Consider the following 18,961-nt stretch of genomic DNA (forward strand, 5'->3'; position numbering starts at 1 on the left):
AGTTAAAGCTCAATTTTCGAAAGCCTTGCAATTTTCGTTACTTTACTTTTCACAAATGACAATCACCCGCAAACAGTCTCCCGCCGGCACTTCCGATTTTCGCTCCGTGGCACGGGCCTTGACGATTGTTGAGAATGACCTGGATGGAGCCGACGATTTGCTAAAAGGGCTTGACCTGTCAAAGGATGTCCCGGTTATTGGCATTACAGGTCCGCCCGGGGCGGGTAAAAGCACTTTAGTGAGCAGTATTTTAGGCGAATTCACAGCCCGGGGTAACAAGGTCGCCGTACTTGCTGTTGACCCTACATCGCCTTTTAACTTTGGTTCTTTGTTGGGCGACCGTATACGGATGTCGCCTTATTTTAATCATCCCGATGTTTTCATTCGTTCGCTGGCTACGCGCGGCTCACTCGGCGGTTTGTCAGCCAAAACTATCGAGATGACGGATGTTTTAAAAGCATCAGGTTTCGATCAGGTACTGATCGAAACAGTTGGTGTGGGCCAATCTGAAATAGAAATAGCAGGCCTTGCCGATATTACACTGGTTGTTTTGGTACCCGAAGGAGGCGACGAAATACAAAGCATTAAATCGGGCTTAATGGAAATTGCCGATGCTTTCATTGTCAATAAAGCCGACCGTGAAGGCGCCGATATTTTCGCCAATAATCTAAAAAAAATGGTTCAGCAAAAAGACGCGGCTATACCTGTTTTCAAAACTATTGCCTCGCAAAACAGTGGAGTAGGGGAAGTAGTTGACTTTATCACATCTTCTGCCCGGCGCCGTAATAGCCGCAAAGAATTGCTATTAAGCGAAAAAGCCTTGAACCTGATAAGACAAAAGCGAATGGCAAATATCAGTAAATCAGAATTACAAAAGAGCATAGCCGGCGCTCTTGGAAACCCCTCATTTAATCTCTATAAATTTATTGAAAAGTATATTTAGGGATCAGGAATTCATGATCTCTTCGATATGCCCGGCTTCCAAAGGAATATCCGCCATCAGGTCGATATTACCTTCTGTCGTTATCAATATATCGTTTTCAAGCCTTATGCCAAGCCCCTCTTGCGGGATATAGATACCAGGTTCGCAGGTAAGTATATTGCCTGTTTCGAAACGCTTATACCTGCTGGCAAAATCATGCACATCCAACCCCAGGTGATGCGAAGTACCGTGCATAAAGTATTTTTTATACAACGGCATTTTAGGGTCCTGCTTTTCTACATCATGCTTGTTCAGCAATTTCAGGCCGATTAATTCGCTGGTCATCATTTTCCCAACTTCTTCGTGGTATTCGGACATAAGTGTACCTGATTTTATCAATTGAACAGCGCCTTTCATTACACGAAGCACCGCATCGTACACATCGCGCTGCCGTTTGGTAAACCTGCCGTTAACCGGGATCGACCGGGTCATATCTGCATTGTAGTTTGCATATTCAGCTCCAAAATCCAGGAGCAAAATATCCCCGTCGTTACAAACCTGGTTATTATCGATATAATGCAACACGTTAGCGTTAGCACCCGATGCGATGATCGGGTTATAGGCGTTACCTGTGGCCCGCTGCTTCAGGAACTCATGGGTCAATTCGGCTTCTATTTCATATTCCGCCACACCGGGTTTCACAAATTTAAGCACCCTGATAAAAGCGTCCCTCGTGATCTCGCAGGCCATCTTCGTCAACCCGATCTCAATATCAGATTTAACCACCCGCAGATCCCGTAAAATAACTGCCGACCTCTCATAACGATGCAATGGATATCTTTGCCGCAATTGCTCAAACATCCTGATATCCCTATATGGAACTGTATGTCCATACCGGTCGTTCTCATTTGTATTGATGTAGATATTTTCGGCATAGTTAATAATACTGTGCAGTATAGTATCGAATTCGTTCAGCCAATAGACGTTTTCAATACCGGATGCCTTGCGTGCCTCATCCTTCGTGTATTTATGTCCCTCCCATACTGCAATATGCTCGTCAGTCTGTCTTAAAAACAGGACTTCTTTATATAACGGATTAGGACAATCGGGGTATAAAACTAAAATACTTTGCTCCTGGTCAATGCCGCTTAAATAAAAAAAATCGGCATTTTGCTTAAAAGGGAAGTTCTGATCGCCATTTTTTGGAAACTCGTCATTAGCGTGAAAAATGGCTATTGAGTTTGGCTTTGTGCGTTTAACGAAATTTTTTCTATTAAGGATAAATAATACATTACTAATAGGTAGGTATTTCATGAATATTAAGTTTATTTATTTTTCCAAAACAATTTTTTTATTTATTTGTATTAACTTATGTAAAATTTGGAACAATGTTTGGTAATGAATTCAAACTTAATTACTAATTTTGGAAAAAAAATCACAATTAATTGTTTAATCTTAAAACTATGAACTATTCTACATTAAAAAAAACAGTTGCCCTTTCACTAGTCTCGCTTCTGGCTGTTGGAATGGTCAATGCTCAAACGGACACCACTAAAGCAGCGACCATGGCCATGGCAGATACCGCAACTACTGCCAAAGTATTTGGCGGCAGGGCTCAATACAACACCTGGAGTGTTGGTTTAAACGTCGGGCTTACGTCCCAGACACTTGCTACGGGCGGATCTAATGATTACTCTGATAAAAAGATCTCTCTTGGTTATGGCCTTTCAGTTCGTAATCAGTTAGCTCACTCATTTGCTTTGCAATTCGATTTCCGCGGTGGCAAAGTACAGGGAAGTGACGCCAGCACAAATTTACCTGCTACTTATTCAACAAAGTTTTGGCAGGGAACCATCAGTGGTGTTGTTAACGTTGCAACCATTGATTACATCCGCCGCAAAAATGCTGTTAACTTCTTCGTTACCGCCGGTGCAGGTTTAGCATGGTACAACCCAACTGGTGTTACCAGGACAGGTGCTCCATTTGACTTTAAAGCAGCTACTGGTAGCAATGTAAAGGAATTTGTTGTTCCAATTGGCGCAGGTGTTAAATTCAGGTTATCTGACGCTCTTGCTCTGAACCTGGGTTACACTGAAAACTTTATTGACGGCGATAACTTTGACGGTTACAAAAACGGTGGCGCTGCCAGCAAAGATCATTATTCTTATGGCTATGCAGGCCTGGAATACACCTTTGGTCCGAAATCAAAACCGAATTTGGATTGGGTGAACCCTGTAGCTATGATGTATGACGAATTGTACGACGCCGCTCTTCGCCAGGAAGTTGAAGCTTTGAAAGGCCGTGTAGGCAATGTTGAAAATGCGATTAACGACCTGAAGAAAGATTCTGACGGTGACGGTGTTGCTGACCAGTTCGACAAGTGTCCGAACACTCCTGCAGGTACTGTAGTTGACGGCTCTGGTTGCCCTATCAATTTCCCTAAGATCGATACTTCACTGTTCGTAAGGAAACCAGTTATGGGTGATGCAAAAGCTTATTCAAACATCCAGTTCGAATTCGACAGCTCTGTATTGAGAACTTCGTCTTACCCTGCGTTGGATCTGACTTCTGCTGATCTGCGTGCAAATGCTGACAAGAAGATCGAATTAGATGGCTTCGCTTCATCTGAAGGTACCGCTGCTCACAACATGCGTTTGTCTAAAGACCGTGCTAACTCAGTAAAAACTTACTTGGTTAACTCTGGTGTTGATGCAAAACGTGTTAAAGTGAAAGCATTCGGCGAAACTCATCCGATAGCAGATAACTCAACTGAAGAAGGACGTGTATTAAACCGCCGCGTTGAGTTCAAACAAAAATAATATTTGAAACATTCACATATTCAGAAGGCTTGCCCGCAACGGCAAGCCTTCTTTTTTTATTAAATTTGTCCATGTACTTTTTCAGGAAGAAAGATCCTAACAGGCCAACCAGCTTTAATCTGAAGGTGATGCATATCATCAATGCTACCGCAATAATCATGTTTGTCGCGGGCATCATCTACAAACTGCTGCAATGGTTCGTTTTTAAAAAGCCATGATCTCAAACAACTACTAAAATGAAATCAGTAATCAACACGGCAAACGCGCCTGCGCCTATCGGTCCTTACAGCCAGGCCATAGCCACGGGAGGCTTACTATTTGTATCGGGGCAGATACCCATGAACCCTGTAACCGGCGAGATCATCTCCTCAGATATTAAGGCTGAAACTAAACAGGTTATGGAAAATATAGCGGCCATACTTTCTAAGGCAGACGTTAGTTTTGCTGATGTAGTAAAGACCACCATTTTCCTTACGGATATGCAAAGCTTCGCCCATGTAAATGAGGTTTATGGGACATATTTCACCGATAAGTTTCCGGCGCGCGAAACTGTGCAGGTAGCTGCGCTCCCAAAAAACGTGAATGTCGAAATATCCGTAATCGCTGTAAAATCCTGACACCGTCCGTTGAACCCACAGGTATTTCAAACTCCGATAGAATTTCTGAAGGGCGTAGGCCTATCCCGGGCCGATGTATTGAAAAAGGAGTTGGGAATAACTACTTTCGAGGATCTGTTAAGGTATTTTCCCTATAAACATATAGACCGCACGCGCTTTTACAAAATCCGCGACATACAACCGGAGTTGCCTTATGTACAGGTTTTAGCCCGGGTAACACATTTTGAGATCGCTGGCGATAAACGCACCAAACGTTTGGTTGCCCAGGCGAAAGACGAAACGGGTATAATGGAATTGGTTTGGTTCCAGGGCATAAAATGGATAGAGAAATACCTGGCCATTGGTAAGGTATATGTGTTGTTCGGTAAGCCGGGTATGTTCAATGGCAAGCCTCAAATGGCCCATCCCGAAATGGAACTTTACTCGCCTGCTGTTTTGAAACAAAAAGGCAATTTAACCCTGCAACCGGCCTATAGTTCGACAGAAAAGCTAAAACAGTTTTCGCTCGACAGCAAAGGCATACAAAAACTAACAGCAATACTGCTGGATCAATATGGTAACGAAATAAAGGAAAACCTGCCGTTGTACCTGCTCAATCAGTTCAAACTGATGGGCCGTGCCGAAGCTTATCGCAACATGCATTTTCCTGATGATGCCGCGATGCTGAACGAGGCACAACACCGGCTTAAGTTTGAGGAACTTTTTATTATTCAACTCAAGCTGCTTAAAAACAAACTACTGCGCATTCAAAAATTCAAAGGGCATGTGTTTGAAAGTGTGGGTCATTATTTCAATACATTTTATAACGAACGGTTGCCTTTTCAGCTCACCAATTCCCAAAAAAAGGTATTAAAAGAAATAAGACAAGATACCCAGCGCGGCGTACAAATGAACCGCTTGCTCCAAGGTGATGTGGGTAGCGGCAAAACCGTGGTGGCGCTAATGAGTATGCTTATTGCAATAGATAATGGCTTCCAGGCCTGCATTATGGCACCTACCGAAATATTGGCCAACCAGCATTATCAAACTATTAAAAGTCTCGTTGGGGAAGGTTTTATAGAGGTTGCACTCCTGACAGGCTCTACAAAGAAGAAGGACAGGAATATCCTTCACGAAAAACTTGAAGATGGCCGGCTAAAAATACTGATCGGCACACATGCGCTGATCGAAGATAAAGTGCAATTTCAGAACCTCGGTTTTGTAGTGATAGATGAACAACACCGTTTTGGTGTGGAACAACGCGCCAGGCTGTGGCGAAAAAACAATATTCCGCCACATATACTGGTGATGACGGCAACGCCTATCCCACGCACGTTAGCTATGACCCTTTACGGCGACCTGGACATATCTGTCATTGATGAGTTGCCTGCCGGAAGAAAACCGATACAGACAGTTCACTATTATGAGAACCAACGCCTTAGGATGTTCGGTTTTATGAAACAGGAAATAGCCAAGGGAAGGCAGATATATGTCGTTTACCCGCTGATACAGGAAAGTGAGAAACTGGATCTGAAAAACCTTGAAGATGGCATCGAGATCATACGGCGCGAGTTTCCGATGCCGGATTACCAGATCAGTATTGTCCACGGAAAGATGCCTGCAAAGGACAAGGATTATGAAATGCAACGCTTTGTAAAGCATGAAACACAGATAATGGTGGCTACCACAGTAATAGAAGTTGGCGTTAATATCCCCAATGCCTCGGTGATGATCATCGAAAATGCCGAGCGGTTTGGCCTGTCGCAACTGCACCAATTACGGGGCAGGGTTGGCCGCGGCGCGGAACAATCCTATTGCATCCTGATGAGCTCGCACAAATTAAGCTATGACGGCAAGATCAGGCTTGAAACCATGGTGCGGACGAATAACGGTTTTGAAATTTCGGAGATCGACCTTCAGCTGCGTGGCCCCGGTAACATCGAAGGCACCCAGCAAAGCGGTATTACCGATCTGAAGGTGGCCGACCTGGTGGCAGATCAGCAACTATTGATACAAGCACGAAAATGTGTGGAGGATATATTTGCCCGCGACCCCCAGCTTACACTCCCCGAGCACCAGGTATTGCACCTGGCCTTTCTCAAAAATGCAGGGTTAAGCTGGGATAAGATATCTTAAGGTAAAACTTCGTTTTGCCACAGCGTTGTTTCAAATCCGCTAAAGCAATAATCTTCATCAAAATATTACATTTGCTTAAACGCTATTATTCTTCTCAAAACATGAAACTGAAATTTACCCTTTTCGCATTTCTTATTTGTTCAACCACCTTAGTACAGGCGCAGGATTCATTGATGCTGCGCAAGATATATGACGAAGGCCTGGTTAATGGCAAAGCTTATAGTAACCTGCACTATTTATGTAAAAACATCGGCCAGCGCATAAGCGGCTCGGCAAATGCACAAAAAGCTGTGGAATGGAGTAAAAAGCTGATGGAAAGTTATGGCTTCGATCATGTTTTTCTGCAGGAGGTAATGGTACCGCATTGGGTTCGCGGGCCAAAGGAACAAGGTATAATAATCGATGGTAAAAACCGCATCCCGGTGCATATTGCTGCACTTGGCATGTCGGTTGCAACGCCAAAAAATGGTATTACTGCCGAAGTTATTGAGCTGCATAGCCTGAAACAATTGGATAGTCTTGGTGAAAGTAAACTTAAAGGAAAGATCGTTTTCTTCAATCGTCCGTTCGACCAGCGATTTATCGAGACATTCAGGGCCTATGGTACAGCCGGCGACCAACGCAATTTGGGGCCCGCTGCTGCAGCAAAATTTGGCGTTGCAGGGGTAATAGTGCGGTCGTTAAGCAGCACGACAGACGACTATCCGCATACAGGCGCAACCCGCGTGGCAGCTGACGGCAAAAATGCACCCGCTGCAGCTATATCTACCAAAGCGGCTGATCAGCTGAGCAGCTTGTTAAAGAAAAATCCGTCGTTAAAATTTTATTTCAAACAAAGCTGCCAAACTCGCCCCGACACATTGTCCTATAATGTTGTGGGCGAAATTACAGGCACCGTGAACCCGGCTAAGTTCATTACTGTAGGTGGCCACCTCGACTCTTGGGACCTGGCTGAAGGGGCGCACGACGACGGCACGGGAGTAATGGGATCACTGGAAGCATTGCGTATACTGAAGGCACTTGGTTATCGCCCAAAAAATACTTTACGCGTTGTATTTTTTATGAATGAAGAAAATGGCGACAGGGGAGGTATCAAATACGCTGAGCTTGCAGCACAAAATAAGGAAGAACACATAGCCGCGATTGAAAGTGATGCCGGCGGCTTTACGCCACGGGGGTTTGGGTTTACGGGCCTGTCGTCCGATCAGCTTAAAAACCTGGAGCAGTGGAAAAAACTTTTTTTCCCTTATGGTTCCGAAAGGCTAACAGCTGGGGGCGGCGGAAGCGATATTGAGCCGTTGAAAGAAAAGGTTGCCGGAGTAGTGTTAATCGGGTTATCGCCCGACTCTCAACGATACTTTGATATTCACCATACACCAAACGATGTGTTTGAAAATGTAAACAAACGTGAGCTTGAATTAGGCGCCGCATCTATGGCATCGTTGATCTACCTGATAGACCAGCATGGCTTCAATTGATTTGACATTGCGGAGACGCAAAATATTGCGTCTCCGCTGATTTTATATTGGTGCATAATTGTAAATTGCGCGCCATCAACACTTACACCCGGCAGTGACCGACGAAGGAAACAGTCAGCCCCCCAAAAAGGATTCATTTGAAGCTTTGCGATACAAGGACTTTCGCTCCTATCTGGGCATGCGGTTCTTTTTCACTTTTGCTTACCAGATGCAGACAACAGTACTGGGTTTTTATATTTATGAACTAACGCATAGTAAAATAGCCATAGCGATCATTGGTTTAAGTGAGGCCATACCGGCAGTCGGACTGGCGCTTTACGGAGGCTATATCGCCGACAAGTACGAAAAACGCAAAATGCTTTTGCTGGTGTTTTCCGGTGTACTCTTTTCATCGCTTGTAATGTTCCTGGTAACACTTAAAGGTTTGAGCGGATATATACACACCGGCTGGACAGTGCCTATACTTTATGCGATGATATTCTGCAATGGTGTAGCAAGGGCATTTTACGGCCCGGCTACCTTTACGGTTTATGCTCATAGTATTCCCCGCGAGGTATATCCAAATGGGGCAACCTGGAGTTCTCAAGGATGGCAGATAGCCTCTATTCTGGGACCTTTCACGGGCGGGTTTATCTATGCTTTTGCCGGTGGAATCACCGGAAACTTCATAGTGATATTGGCATTCCTGCTGATAACCTTCGTGCTTGTTTACCGGCTCCGAAAATATCCTCCAGTATTTATTCCAAAAGAAAGTGTTTATAAAAGTCTTAAAGAAGGCATTCATTTTGTTTTTAACAGCAAAATGATGATAGGCGCCATGAGCCTTGACCTGTTTTCTGTCTTTTTCGGTGGAGCTGTGGCGCTTCTTCCCGTATTTGCTTTGGACATACTACATGTCGGGTCTGAAGGGCTCGGCCTTATGCGGATGGCATCATCATTAGGCGCAGCATTGACAATGGCGGTAATGGCCCGCTTTTCGCCCCTGGGCAAGCCCTGGCGCAACCTGCTTATAGCTGTCACAGGGTTTGGCCTGTGTATCATCGGGTTCGGCTTATCCAGGAGCTTTATACTGACGCTGATATTTCTATTCGGCCAGGGGGCCTTTGATAGTGTCAGTGTTATTATCAGGGGCACATTAGTTCAACTGCTAACGCCCGATCACATGCGTGGACGCGTTTCTGCCGTAAATTCCATGTTCATTGGTTCATCAAACGAGATCGGCGACTTTGAATCGGGTATTGCGGCAAAGTTATTGGGCACAGTTCCGGCTGTGCTGTTCGGCGGTACGATGACACTGCTGATCGTTACCGTTACCTGGTTAAAAACCAAAAGCCTGCTGCCACTCGGGATCAGCGATATTCATACGGTTGAAGTTAAGGAACAGGAGTAACTATAACGTTTTCACACTTCTCCAGAACAGATAGGTCAGCGACCCAACTATCGGGACCACTATAATGATTAGCATCCATAATACTTTGGAGCCACCGTTAATGGCATGGGTGCGCAGTATGTTGATAAGGGAATAAAGACTTAATGCAAGCCAAAGGATTAAGCATATCAATCCGAGTGTGCCGCCGAATGCGGATGTTATCAGGTACATGGGGTAGTCCTTTTAATTAATATGTATCCTCATCTTCTGTTACCTTTTCGCCTATCTGCTGCCGCCACATGGCATAATACAGGCCCTTTTGTAAAATAAGTTCAAGATGCTTGCCCGACTCCACTATTTTACCTTTTTCAAGCACATAAATGGTATCAGCATGCATAATGGTAGATAAACGGTGGGCGATCAATATTGTTATATGATCCTTCAAAACAGACACATCACGAATGGTTTCTGTGATCTCTTCTTCGGTTATCGAATCAAGCGACGAAGTGGCCTCGTCAAAAACAAGCAGGTCGGGCCTGCGCAACAGGGCACGGGCTATTGACAGGCGCTGCTTTTCGCCACCTGAAACTTTTACGCCGCCTTCTCCGATAACTGTATCCAATCCCTGCGGCGCACGGGCCAGTAATGTTTGGCAGGCGGCGCGCTGTAAAGCGGTCATACACTCTTCATCCGTTGCATCAGGACGCACAAATAACAGGTTCTCACGAATGGAACCGGAGAATAACTGTGTATCCTGGGTTACAAAGCCTACCCGTTCGCGAAGCTGATCGAGGTCGATCTCCTTGCCCGCAATATTATTATACAGAATGCTGCCTTCCAATGGCTGATATAGCCCCACTAACAATTTCACCAATGTGGTTTTTCCTGAACCCGAAGGACCGACAAATGCTATAGTTTCGCCTGTGCTTGCTTCAAAATTGATATTGTTCAGCGCATTCCGGCTCGCAGTCAGGTGTTTGAAGCTTACGTTGCTAAAGGATAATTTGGTGATCTCGTCCAGGTGAATAGGGTTTTCCGGCTTAGCTTCGACAGGTGTGCTTAATATCCGCTTGAAATTTTCGAGCGACACTTCCGCCTCGCGCCATGACTGTATTACATTTCCAAGTTCCTGAAGTGGATTGAACAGGAAGAAGGAATAAAAAAGGAACATAAAGTAGTTACCTGCGGTCAATGTGCCTTTAAAGATCAGCATCAGTAAGATCACCACCATTACGCTTCGGACAAAGTTTACCGTAGTACCCTGTACAAAGCTCATGCTGCGTACATACTTAACCTTCTTCAATTCGAGCTCTAATATCTTATAAGTTGTTTTATTCAGTCGTTCAATCTCTTGTTTGGAGAGGCCGAGGCTTTTTACCAGTTCGATATTTCTTAGCGATTCGGTGGTGGACCCAGCAAGTGAAGTGGTTTGAGAAACGATCTTTTTTTGAATTCCCTTTATCCGCTTGCTTAACGCCATACTTACAAACATGATAACCGGTATTGCCCCTAAATAAACCAGGGTTACCTGGTAATTTACTTTGATGGACATGACCATGACCATGATCATACCTATCAGGCTCACAAACAATACACTGATAAAGGAAGTAATAAATTTCTCGCAGTCTAATCTCACTTTTTGCAATACGCCCAGGGTTTCGCCACTTCGCTGATCTTCAAATACCTGGAAAGGTAATTCCAATGAGTGCTTCAGTCCATCGGCATACATTTTAGCCCCTACTTTCTGCGTAATGATATTGGTGTAATAATCCTGGAAATTTTTTGCTATGCGCGACACCATTGCTGCCCCGACTGCTAACCCGATCAGCGTCAATACGCCAACCAGGAAATCATGATAACTTACGTTATACATGGACTTCACTACCTTATCGATCAGCGAGCTGGTCTGGTTATGATCGAGCGATTTAAGATCGGTTCCTTTAATCTTCTCGACGATCTCCACAACCTTTGCCCTGCTAAGATTGGTTGGTACAATGTATTTATCTACAATTTTCCCCGTGATAAACGGGTCGAGCAATGAGAATCCTATATTAAATGCTGCAAGTACCAGGGCCAATGCGACAACCCAACGATACTCTTTAAGATATGATAAGAGTACTTTCATGATTAACGTAAAAATAAAAAAAGGGAATGGCTTAAAAAGCGCATTCCCTTCATTTTGACAATAGTTTGGTCGTTATACTGTCATGATATCTTTTTCCTTTGCATCGGACAATACATCAACTTTGGCGATAAAGGAATCGGTCAGTTTCTGTACTTCGCCTTCACCAGTTTTCATTTCATCTTCCGAAACGCCTTCCGATTTTAGCTTCCTGATCTTTTCGTTTGCCTCCTTACGGATATTGCGGATGGCGATCTTGCCGGTTTCAGCCTCGGCTTTTGCCTTCTTTACCAAATCGCGGCGGCGTTCTTCGGTAAGCGGCGGAACGTTGATGCGGATAATGGTGCCATCGTTCTGCGGGTTAACACCCAGGTTGGCTTCCATTATTGCCTTTTCAATTCCGCTCAGCAACGACTTTTCCCACGGTTGTATCACTATGGTACGGGCATCTGGCGTATTCACGCTGCCTACCTGGTTAAGTGGGGTTGGCGTACCGTAGTATTCAACCATAATATCGTCCAGCATGCTTGGGCTTGCCTTTCCGGCACGTATTTTCTGTAGTTCGCCGTCGCAATGGTCAATCGCTTTTTCCATCAAAGCACGGGCGTCTATAACTTGTTTCTTAATGAGTTCGCTCATCGTTGTAAAATTTGCAGTCAAAAATAGAAATTTATAACAGAATCAAGAGGCAAGAATCAAGATACAAAACCGAAGAAACTTTAGATTTCATTTTAGGGTTGCCCTGGTTCTTTACAACAGGTTTTAATTTTACTTTACCAGCGTTCCTATCGCCTCACCCTGCGCAATTTTCAGGAAGTTGCCTTCCTTGTTCATATCAAACACGATTATCGGCAATTTATTTTCCTGGCAAAGTGTAAAAGCCGTGGTATCCATTACGTTAAGTCCCTTGCCTATAACTTCAGCAAAGCTGATCTCATCATAACGGGTTGCGGTTGGGTCTTTCTCCGGGTCGGCGGTATAGATGCCATCCACCCGCGTGCCTTTCAGCACAACGTCAGCTTTTATTTCGATGGCCCTTAATGAAGCCGCGGTATCCGTGGTAAAATAGGGGTTACCGGTTCCTGCACCAAAGATCACGATCTTGCCCAATTCCAAATGATGCATGGCGCGGCGCCGGATATAGGGCTCGCATATCTGCTCCATTTTAATAGCCGACTGCAGCCTTGTTTCAACCCCAACAGTTTCCAGCGCGTTTTGCAATGCCATACAGTTGATGACAGTGGCCAGCATACCCATATAGTCGGCCTGGGCACGGTCCATGCCTGATTTTTCGGCGCTTAATCCCCTGAAAATGTTGCCTCCCCCGACCACAACCGCTATTTCAATCCCTGCGTCGTAAACGCTTTTGATGTCATTTGCGTACTGTAGAACCTGTTTATTATCGATGCCGTATTGCCGGTCGCCCATCAGCGACTCGCCACTCAGTTTGAGGAGAATGCGTTTATATTTCATGCAGGGTAGTTTGTCAAAAATATTAATTTAAATTCAGTGTTAAAATTTTATGTCGATTAGTTTATGCGCTTGCCTGCCATAAATGTTCCTCTCAATTCAAAGCCGTCGTTAAATACCGTAAAATCGGCATCAAACCCGGCAGCTATCTTCCCTTTGTTCAGTTTAGCCAGTTGAGCAGGGTAAAGCGAGGCCATATTGACGGATTCGGGCAAACTTATTTCAAAATGCTTTACGCCGTTCTCTACGCATTTCAACATAGTAAGGCATGAACCCGATAAGGTACCGTCGCTGGCCAATACATACCTGTCGCCGGTGAAGCGGTGCTGATATGGCCCGTGATGGCTTTCGGTAACCGAGTCTGTTATGAAGAAAAGCTTGTCACCCAACTCTCGTTTGGCCAACCGGGCCATTACGAAATCGACGTGAATACCATCCGGAACAATGCTGGTGTAGGGTCTTTCTTCAAATATGGCGGGAATATAACCCGGGTCCCGGTGGTGCATCTGGGGCATTGCATTATAGATATGCGTTACCGCCGGTATCGGTTTGTTCAGGAACGCCTTACCCTCTGCATAAGTAGCATTACTATGTCCCGATGACAAAATGATGCCGGCACTATGCATATAGTCTATAACCTCCTGGTCCTGCAATTCCGGCGCAATGGTCATCATGGTGATAACTCCATCGCCCATTTCGATCCATTTTCGCACCAGTTCCAAAGATGCTTTTTGGATGAAATCCTTATTATGCGCACCACGACGAACCGGGTTCAGGAAAGGACCCTCCAGGTGCAGCCCTAAAAAGTTGCCCCTGCGTTTATCACGATATGACCTGCAAACCTGTATTGTCTGTTCGATAACCTCGTTTGTATTGGTCGAGATGGTCGGGAAAAACCCTATTGTTCCCTGGTCCAGCAGATCGTTCTCCATCTGCAACAGCGTTGCCTCGTCGGTATCGATACTAAGTAACCGGCCGCCACTGCCGTATAATTGAAGGTCGAGGAATCCGGGCGCAAGAAAATTTCCTGTAAGGTCTGTTTTAATTGCATCAGCCGGTATGGCCGGTTCATCAACGATGTCAACGATAGTATTTCCATCAAATAAAACAGCTTTACCCTGGGTTATCTGCCCTTCAGATATTAACCGGAGATTGTGGAGTGCGTTTATCATGGTTACAAATTTACTGTTCCAAAGATGCAACGTATTGCGCCTCTACAGGAAGTATTATTGCAAAAAAAATCCCCCTCATTTTGTGAGGGGGATTTAAATATTTAAGCTCCTAAAGCTACCCGCTTAAATGCGGTAACGGTCAGCCCTTTGTCGATGCTCCCCAGGAACTGGGCAACGCTTTTCGACGAGTCCTTCACAAACTCCTGGTTCAACAGGGTTGAATCCTTATAGAATTTGTTCAGCTTACCGGCAGCTATCTTTTCGATCATTTCTTCCGGTTTGCCTTCAGCGCGGATCTGGTCTTTTGCTATTTCCAACTCGCGTTCAATGGTAGAAGCATCTACACCGTCCTTATCAACAGCGATAGGGTTCATCGCGGCTATTTGCATAGCTACATCCTTACCTGCTTCTTCGGCACCGGCAGGGTTGGCGCTTAAAGCAACCAATACACCCAAGCGGAAATTACCGTGGATGTAAGCAACCACTTTCTCGCCTTCAACAACTTCGTATTTCGATACACCAATTTTCTCGCCTATTTTACCGGTTTTGTCGGTAATGGCATCAGCGATAGTAACCCTGCTGCTTTCAACATCGATAGACAGCTGGCCCAACGCCTCAAGATCAGCAGGTTTATTCTCAACCGCCGCGTTAGCTATTTCGTTAGCAAAAGCAATAAATTCTGCGTTCTTGGCCACGAAATCAGTTTCGCAGTTAAGCTCGATGATAACACCGCGTTTACCATCCTCAGAAGTGCGCGCTATAACAACACCTTCGTTCGATTCACGGTCCTGGCGGCTTGCAGCCACTTTAGCTCCTTTTTTTCTTAAGTAATCAATAGCTGCTTCAAAGTCGCCGTTAGTTTCGGTTAAAGCCTTTTTGCAATCCATCATACCTGCACCTGTTTGCTGGCGCAGTTTATTTACATCAGATGCAGTTATTTGTAATGTAGACATTATATATTCCTTTTTAATGTTAAAAGTTGCAGGTTGTAAGTCGCAAGAAGCTTTCCTGCAACTCACAACTTACAACCTAAAAATTATTCTTCTGTTTTATCAGCAGCGGCCGGAGCTTCAGTTTCTGCTTCAGCAGCTACTTCTGTAACTCTCTTGCGTTTGCCACCTTCAGCAGGTGCACCAGCAGGCGCAGCTTCAGGTTTTGCAGTGTCGGCTTTAGCTTTTGCAGCTGCCGCTTCTTTTTCTGCTTCGTCTTCTTTCTCGCGTTTGCGCTCGTCCAAACCTTCCTCTATCGCTTTGATGATGATACCGGTGATCAGCGAGATCGATTTGGTTGCATCGTCGTTAGCAGGAATAGGGAAATCGATGTTCGACGGGTCAGAGTTGGTATCAACCATTGCAAAGGTCGGGATGTTCAGCTTTAAAGCTTCCGAAACCGCTATGTGCTCTTTCTTCACGTCGATCAGGAATAATGCAGCAGGCAAACGGTTAAGGTCCGCAATACCGCCCAGCAAAGTTTCCAGTTTAATACGCTCGCGCTGTATCATCAGTCTTTCTTTTTTAGAAAGAATGCTGTAAGTACCGTCTTTGGTCAATTTATCGATGTTTGACATCTTTTTGATCGACTTGCGTACGGTAGCGAAGTTAGTTAACATACCACCCAACCAGCGTTCGGTTACGAAAGGCATGTTCACTGTTTTTGCGTAATCGGCTACAATATCCTTCGCTTGTTTCTTTGTAGCTACGAATAATACCTTGCGGCCCGATTTTACTATTTGTTTGATAGCTGCAGCAGCTTCTTCAACTTTGTTTAAAGTTTTGTTCAGGTCGATAATGTGGATACCATTACGTTCCATGAAAATGTATTGCGACATTTTCGGGTCCCATTTGCGGGTAAGGTGACCAAAGTGTACACCTGCATCCAGCAGATCCTGATATGTTGTTCTTGCCATTGTTTTGTCCTCCTTTGATTAACGTTTACTGAATTGGAATCTCTTGCGTGCTTTCTTGCGTCCTGGTTTTTTACGCTCAACCATACGGTCGTCGCGGGTCATGATACCTTTAGCGCGCAATGCCGGTTTCTTTTCAGCATCAAGTTCAACAATAGCTTTAGCAATAGCTAAACGAACGGCCTCAGCCTGTCCTTTTACACCACCACCGGCTACATTTACTTTTACATCGTATTTACCTGCCGAGCCGGAAACTTCAACCGACTGGGTAACGATGTATTGTAAAGGAAGGGTAGGGAAATATTCTTTGTAATCTTTACCGTTAACGGTAATAGCGCCGTTGCCATCGCTTAAATAGATGCGGGCAACTGCTGTTTTTCTTCTGCCTGAAGTGTTAGTTGTTGGCATTTTCTTTCTCCTTTAAATAAATGATTAAATGGCTTTCGGGTTTTGAGCTTGATGCGGGTGCTCGGCTCCGGCATAAACATGCAGGTTGCCAAATAAGGCGCGGCCCAAACGATTTTTAGGTAACATACCGCGTACAGCTTTTTCAACTACACGCTCGGGATGCTTTGCCATTAACTCCTTAGGAGAAATGAAACGCTGACCACCTGGGTAACCAGTGTACGAAACATACTGCTTGTCGGCAAATTTGTTCCCGGTCAGTTTTACCTTGTCTGCATTGATAACAATAACGTTATCTCCGCAGTCTACGTTCGGGGTGAACCCAGGCTTGTGTTTTCCTCTGATCATTGCTGCGATCTTAGAACACAAGCGCCCCAAAATCTCGCCCTGAGCGTCAACAACAACCCATTCTTTGTTAACGGTCTTTTTATTGGCTGAGACAGTTTTGTAACTTAACGTATTCACTTGCTTAAAATTAAATTAATAAAACGTTTATTATACCCCGTAATTTCGGGACTGCAAAGATACGGGAATTTGTTTAATTGTCAAGCGGTTTTTAGGATTACATTGATTGTAATTCTGATTGCACCGATTTCAATCGTGAAACCGCTGTCAATCATATTCGCAGTACTATTAAAAAGTTGCCAATATCTCCAGGTTTACTATTTTTACGCCTCGCTTAATCTATTGACAGATGATCATCATACACAACTATGCCGAATTTGAATCGCACCTGGGGCAGGAGCTTGGCGTATCCGGCTGGCACACCATCACCCAGCAGCAGATAAACCAGTTTGCCGATGCTACTATCGATCATCAATGGATACACACCGATGTGGAACGGGCAAAAACCGAAGGGCCGTTTAAAAACACGATAGCCCACGGTTATCTGACCATGTCGCTGCTGCCCTACTTCTGGCACCAGATAGCTGATGTGCAGAACCTTAAAATGCAGATCAATTATGGTATCGAGAACTTCAAGTTCGGGCAGGCCGTGGTGGTTGACAGCCGCGTAAGGTTAAAGGCAAAACTTGCCGCTATCATTAACCTGCGGGGCATAACCAAAGCCACAATAGGTGTGGAAATGGAAATTGAAGGCGAAAAGAAACCGGCCTATACCGGCGAGGTAGTTTTTCTGTACCACTTTAACAATTAAATAAGACGCAGGTTATTAATTGTTTCGCTGCTCCTAATTCGTATCTTTATCATTCATCTTTAACGGATTGAATGAAACGGCGCCTGTTTTACATAGTTATATTTGTCGCTTTCGGATTTTACAGCTGCAAAAAAGATAATGGCGCCAAACCATCGCCGGACAGTTACCTGCCGCTTACAAATGGCTCGTCGTGGAGTTACCAATATAGTTCTGACGGCGGCACTGCCGATACGCTTGTTATCACCATGACGGGCGGCAGCACCAAAATAAACGGCAAAACCTATTACAATGCATCAAGCGTTTTCAGGCAGAATAGCAGCCCGGGCTACTTTTATGTGGGTAACCATATTTACGCCACACGAACGATAGATGGTGTAAGCCCCGCAATAGAATTGCAGCTATTGAACGATACGGCTTCCGTCGGCTTTCAATGGATCACCCAACCTACAGATAACGGCAAAATAGGCAACAAGCTGGCCCGCACGGTTAATAGTATCAAGGAGAAGAATATCGACCGGATAATTCAAGGCCGGACTTATACCGACGTAACCCACACCCGAGTGCTGTTGCAATACGATTCAAACGACGGTTATGGCTATCAAACCACGGTCACCTATGATTTTTACCTGGCCAAAGGCATCGGGCTGATAGAGAATGATGCCAATACGCTCAATATTCTTCACGAGACAGAGACCCTGTTTGATTATACGATAAAATAAATACCTGCCCCATTTTTCCCAAAACTCAAAAACCGTAAAGGCAATATGTCGCTATTGTTTTGACACCTTTTATATCGTTGCCAATTTAAAACAAATGTGCTGCTGAGCTGTAGTACTAATGTATTCCGTATCGCTCCAATCTACGAGCCGATCTTTTTACCTCTCTTGTTAGTACTACTTACGTTTTTAAAAAAATCAAAATGAATTTAAATCTATTAAAAGCAAAGCCCTTGCTTATGTATGCAGCAATATTTTTGATCGTGTTTGCCGTTAGTTCCTGCGCCCAAAAATTAAAGTTCGCCAATTCCTCTGTTGTTCCCGCTGCCGAAGGCACTGTAAAGATCAAAAAGGATAACAACAACAATTATAACATCGAAATTGACGTTATACGCCTGGCAGATCCGAAAAGGCTCAGCCCGCCGAAAGAGACCTATGTTGTTTGGATAGAGACCGAAAATAACATGGCAAAAAATATCGGCCAGTTAAAAAGCTCGAGCGGTATGTTCTCCAGCGCGCTTACAGCATCTATCAGTACCGTCAGCCCGGTAAAGCCGACGAAGATTTTCATAACTGCTGAAGATAGTGGAGATGTGCAATCGCCGGGTGAGGTTATTTTAACTATGGATTCCTTTTAACACTACGGTATCCGCCATTTAAAAATGCCGGCTTCCATACTGAAGGGGTTAATTTTACA

At 44.7% G+C, this 18,961-nt stretch carries 20 protein-coding genes; 10 read left to right on the forward strand and 10 right to left on the reverse strand.

All coding sequences use genetic code 11. The features are described 5' to 3' along the window. The first annotated feature begins 55 nt into the window (after positions 1-55). Positions 56-943: a methylmalonyl Co-A mutase-associated GTPase MeaB gene (gene meaB, locus FRZ54_RS00975; protein ID WP_147029791.1), complete on the forward strand. Its 888-nt coding sequence runs from the start codon at positions 56-58 to the stop codon at positions 941-943. A gap of 3 nt (positions 944-946) precedes the next feature. Here meaB and FRZ54_RS00980 read toward each other — a convergent pair whose 3' ends face one another. Next, positions 947-2,236, reverse strand: coding sequence for an aminopeptidase P N-terminal domain-containing protein (locus tag FRZ54_RS00980; protein ID WP_147029792.1), 1,290 nt, complete (start codon positions 2,234-2,236; stop codon positions 947-949). Positions 2,237-2,385: 149 nt separating this feature from the next. On the opposite strand from FRZ54_RS00980, the gene FRZ54_RS00985 reads away from it, so the two are divergent. From FRZ54_RS00985 to FRZ54_RS01005, 6 genes are all read left to right on the forward strand, one after another. Then, positions 2,386-3,741: an OmpA family protein gene (locus tag FRZ54_RS00985; protein WP_147029793.1), complete on the forward strand. Its 1,356-nt coding sequence runs from the start codon at positions 2,386-2,388 to the stop codon at positions 3,739-3,741. A 71-nt stretch (positions 3,742-3,812) separates the two neighbouring features. Beyond that, the gene (locus FRZ54_RS24300; RefSeq protein ID WP_187359718.1) at positions 3,813-3,959 is read left to right on the forward strand and encodes a DUF6728 family protein; all 147 of its coding nucleotides are present in this window, start codon (positions 3,813-3,815) and stop codon (positions 3,957-3,959) included. A gap of 18 nt (positions 3,960-3,977) precedes the next feature. Next, positions 3,978-4,358, forward strand: coding sequence for a RidA family protein (locus FRZ54_RS00990; protein ID WP_147029794.1), 381 nt, complete (start codon positions 3,978-3,980; stop codon positions 4,356-4,358). A 9-nt stretch (positions 4,359-4,367) separates the two neighbouring features. Then, entirely contained in the window at positions 4,368-6,473 is a 2,106-nt protein-coding gene (gene recG / locus FRZ54_RS00995; RefSeq protein WP_147029795.1) for an ATP-dependent DNA helicase RecG, read from the forward strand. 101 nt (positions 6,474-6,574) lie between these two features. Beyond that, positions 6,575-7,951, forward strand: coding sequence for a M20/M25/M40 family metallo-hydrolase (locus FRZ54_RS01000; RefSeq protein WP_147029796.1), 1,377 nt, complete (start codon positions 6,575-6,577; stop codon positions 7,949-7,951). A 94-nt stretch (positions 7,952-8,045) separates the two neighbouring features. Further along, the gene (locus FRZ54_RS01005; RefSeq protein ID WP_228462593.1) at positions 8,046-9,341 is read left to right on the forward strand and encodes an MFS transporter; all 1,296 of its coding nucleotides are present in this window, start codon (positions 8,046-8,048) and stop codon (positions 9,339-9,341) included. On the opposite strand, the gene FRZ54_RS01010 is transcribed toward FRZ54_RS01005, so the two are convergent. The 9 genes from FRZ54_RS01010 to rplM form a co-directional block, all read right to left on the reverse strand. Next, complete coding sequence (locus FRZ54_RS01010; protein ID WP_147029797.1) at positions 9,342-9,551, reverse strand: PLDc N-terminal domain-containing protein; 210 nt, start codon at positions 9,549-9,551, stop codon at positions 9,342-9,344. 16 nt (positions 9,552-9,567) lie between these two features. Further along, the gene (locus FRZ54_RS01015) at positions 9,568-11,445 is read right to left on the reverse strand and encodes an ABC transporter ATP-binding protein (protein ID WP_147029798.1); all 1,878 of its coding nucleotides are present in this window, start codon (positions 11,443-11,445) and stop codon (positions 9,568-9,570) included. A gap of 72 nt (positions 11,446-11,517) precedes the next feature. Next, positions 11,518-12,081: a ribosome recycling factor gene (frr, locus tag FRZ54_RS01020; RefSeq protein WP_147029799.1), complete on the reverse strand. Its 564-nt coding sequence runs from the start codon at positions 12,079-12,081 to the stop codon at positions 11,518-11,520. A gap of 129 nt (positions 12,082-12,210) precedes the next feature. Continuing rightward, positions 12,211-12,915: a UMP kinase gene (gene pyrH / locus FRZ54_RS01025; protein WP_147029800.1), complete on the reverse strand. Its 705-nt coding sequence runs from the start codon at positions 12,913-12,915 to the stop codon at positions 12,211-12,213. 56 nt (positions 12,916-12,971) lie between these two features. Further along, positions 12,972-14,084 carry an N-acetylglucosamine-6-phosphate deacetylase gene (gene nagA / locus FRZ54_RS01030; protein ID WP_147029801.1) on the reverse strand — a complete coding sequence of 371 codons (1,113 nt, stop codon included), beginning with the start codon at positions 14,082-14,084 and terminating at the stop codon, positions 12,972-12,974. Between the two features lie 101 nt (positions 14,085-14,185). Next, complete coding sequence (tsf, locus tag FRZ54_RS01035; protein ID WP_147029802.1) at positions 14,186-15,037, reverse strand: translation elongation factor Ts; 852 nt, start codon at positions 15,035-15,037, stop codon at positions 14,186-14,188. Positions 15,038-15,120: 83 nt separating this feature from the next. Then, entirely contained in the window at positions 15,121-15,990 is an 870-nt protein-coding gene (gene rpsB / locus FRZ54_RS01040; RefSeq protein WP_147029803.1) for a 30S ribosomal protein S2, read from the reverse strand. An 18-nt stretch (positions 15,991-16,008) separates the two neighbouring features. Further along, entirely contained in the window at positions 16,009-16,395 is a 387-nt protein-coding gene (gene rpsI / locus FRZ54_RS01045) for a 30S ribosomal protein S9 (RefSeq protein ID WP_147029804.1), read from the reverse strand. Between the two features lie 24 nt (positions 16,396-16,419). Then, complete coding sequence (gene rplM / locus FRZ54_RS01050; protein ID WP_147029805.1) at positions 16,420-16,857, reverse strand: 50S ribosomal protein L13; 438 nt, start codon at positions 16,855-16,857, stop codon at positions 16,420-16,422. A gap of 229 nt (positions 16,858-17,086) precedes the next feature. Between rplM and FRZ54_RS01055 the strand changes: the two genes are divergently transcribed. The 3 genes from FRZ54_RS01055 to FRZ54_RS01065 all read left to right on the forward strand — a co-directional run bounded on the left by FRZ54_RS01055 (position 17,087) and on the right by FRZ54_RS01065 (position 18,902). Beyond that, positions 17,087-17,548 (forward strand): MaoC family dehydratase, encoded by a 462-nt coding sequence (locus tag FRZ54_RS01055; RefSeq protein WP_147029806.1) that lies wholly within the window; start codon positions 17,087-17,089, stop codon positions 17,546-17,548. Between the two features lie 71 nt (positions 17,549-17,619). After that, positions 17,620-18,267: a hypothetical protein gene (locus tag FRZ54_RS01060; RefSeq protein WP_147029807.1), complete on the forward strand. Its 648-nt coding sequence runs from the start codon at positions 17,620-17,622 to the stop codon at positions 18,265-18,267. A gap of 200 nt (positions 18,268-18,467) precedes the next feature. Then, entirely contained in the window at positions 18,468-18,902 is a 435-nt protein-coding gene (locus FRZ54_RS01065; RefSeq protein ID WP_147029808.1) for a hypothetical protein, read from the forward strand. The last annotated feature ends 59 nt before the right edge of the window (positions 18,903-18,961 follow it).

This window comes from Mucilaginibacter ginsenosidivorans (assembly GCF_007971025.1).
In the GTDB taxonomy this organism is placed as follows: domain Bacteria; phylum Bacteroidota; class Bacteroidia; order Sphingobacteriales; family Sphingobacteriaceae; genus Mucilaginibacter; species Mucilaginibacter ginsenosidivorans.

Bases quoted from the DNA above. Each gene is read 5' to 3' on its own strand.
- meaB (WP_147029791.1), top strand. From the start codon at position 56: ATGACAATCACCCGCAAACAGTCTCCCGCCGGCACTTCCGATTTTCGC.
- FRZ54_RS00980 (WP_147029792.1), bottom strand. From the start codon at position 2,236: ATGAAATACCTACCTATTAGTAATGTATTATTTATCCTTAATAGAAAA.
- FRZ54_RS00985 (WP_147029793.1), top strand. From the start codon at position 2,386: ATGAACTATTCTACATTAAAAAAAACAGTTGCCCTTTCACTAGTCTCG.
- FRZ54_RS24300 (WP_187359718.1), top strand. From the start codon at position 3,813: ATGTACTTTTTCAGGAAGAAAGATCCTAACAGGCCAACCAGCTTTAAT.
- FRZ54_RS00990 (WP_147029794.1), top strand. From the start codon at position 3,978: ATGAAATCAGTAATCAACACGGCAAACGCGCCTGCGCCTATCGGTCCT.
- FRZ54_RS01000 (WP_147029796.1), top strand. From the start codon at position 6,575: ATGAAACTGAAATTTACCCTTTTCGCATTTCTTATTTGTTCAACCACC.
- FRZ54_RS01010 (WP_147029797.1), bottom strand. From the start codon at position 9,551: ATGTACCTGATAACATCCGCATTCGGCGGCACACTCGGATTGATATGC.
- FRZ54_RS01015 (WP_147029798.1), bottom strand. From the start codon at position 11,445: ATGAAAGTACTCTTATCATATCTTAAAGAGTATCGTTGGGTTGTCGCA.
- frr (WP_147029799.1), bottom strand. From the start codon at position 12,081: ATGAGCGAACTCATTAAGAAACAAGTTATAGACGCCCGTGCTTTGATG.
- pyrH (WP_147029800.1), bottom strand. From the start codon at position 12,915: ATGAAATATAAACGCATTCTCCTCAAACTGAGTGGCGAGTCGCTGATG.
- nagA (WP_147029801.1), bottom strand. From the start codon at position 14,084: ATGATAAACGCACTCCACAATCTCCGGTTAATATCTGAAGGGCAGATA.
- tsf (WP_147029802.1), bottom strand. From the start codon at position 15,037: ATGTCTACATTACAAATAACTGCATCTGATGTAAATAAACTGCGCCAG.
- rpsB (WP_147029803.1), bottom strand. From the start codon at position 15,990: ATGGCAAGAACAACATATCAGGATCTGCTGGATGCAGGTGTACACTTT.
- rpsI (WP_147029804.1), bottom strand. From the start codon at position 16,395: ATGCCAACAACTAACACTTCAGGCAGAAGAAAAACAGCAGTTGCCCGC.
- FRZ54_RS01055 (WP_147029806.1), top strand. From the start codon at position 17,087: ATGATCATCATACACAACTATGCCGAATTTGAATCGCACCTGGGGCAG.
- FRZ54_RS01060 (WP_147029807.1), top strand. From the start codon at position 17,620: ATGAAACGGCGCCTGTTTTACATAGTTATATTTGTCGCTTTCGGATTT.
- FRZ54_RS01065 (WP_147029808.1), top strand. From the start codon at position 18,468: ATGAATTTAAATCTATTAAAAGCAAAGCCCTTGCTTATGTATGCAGCA.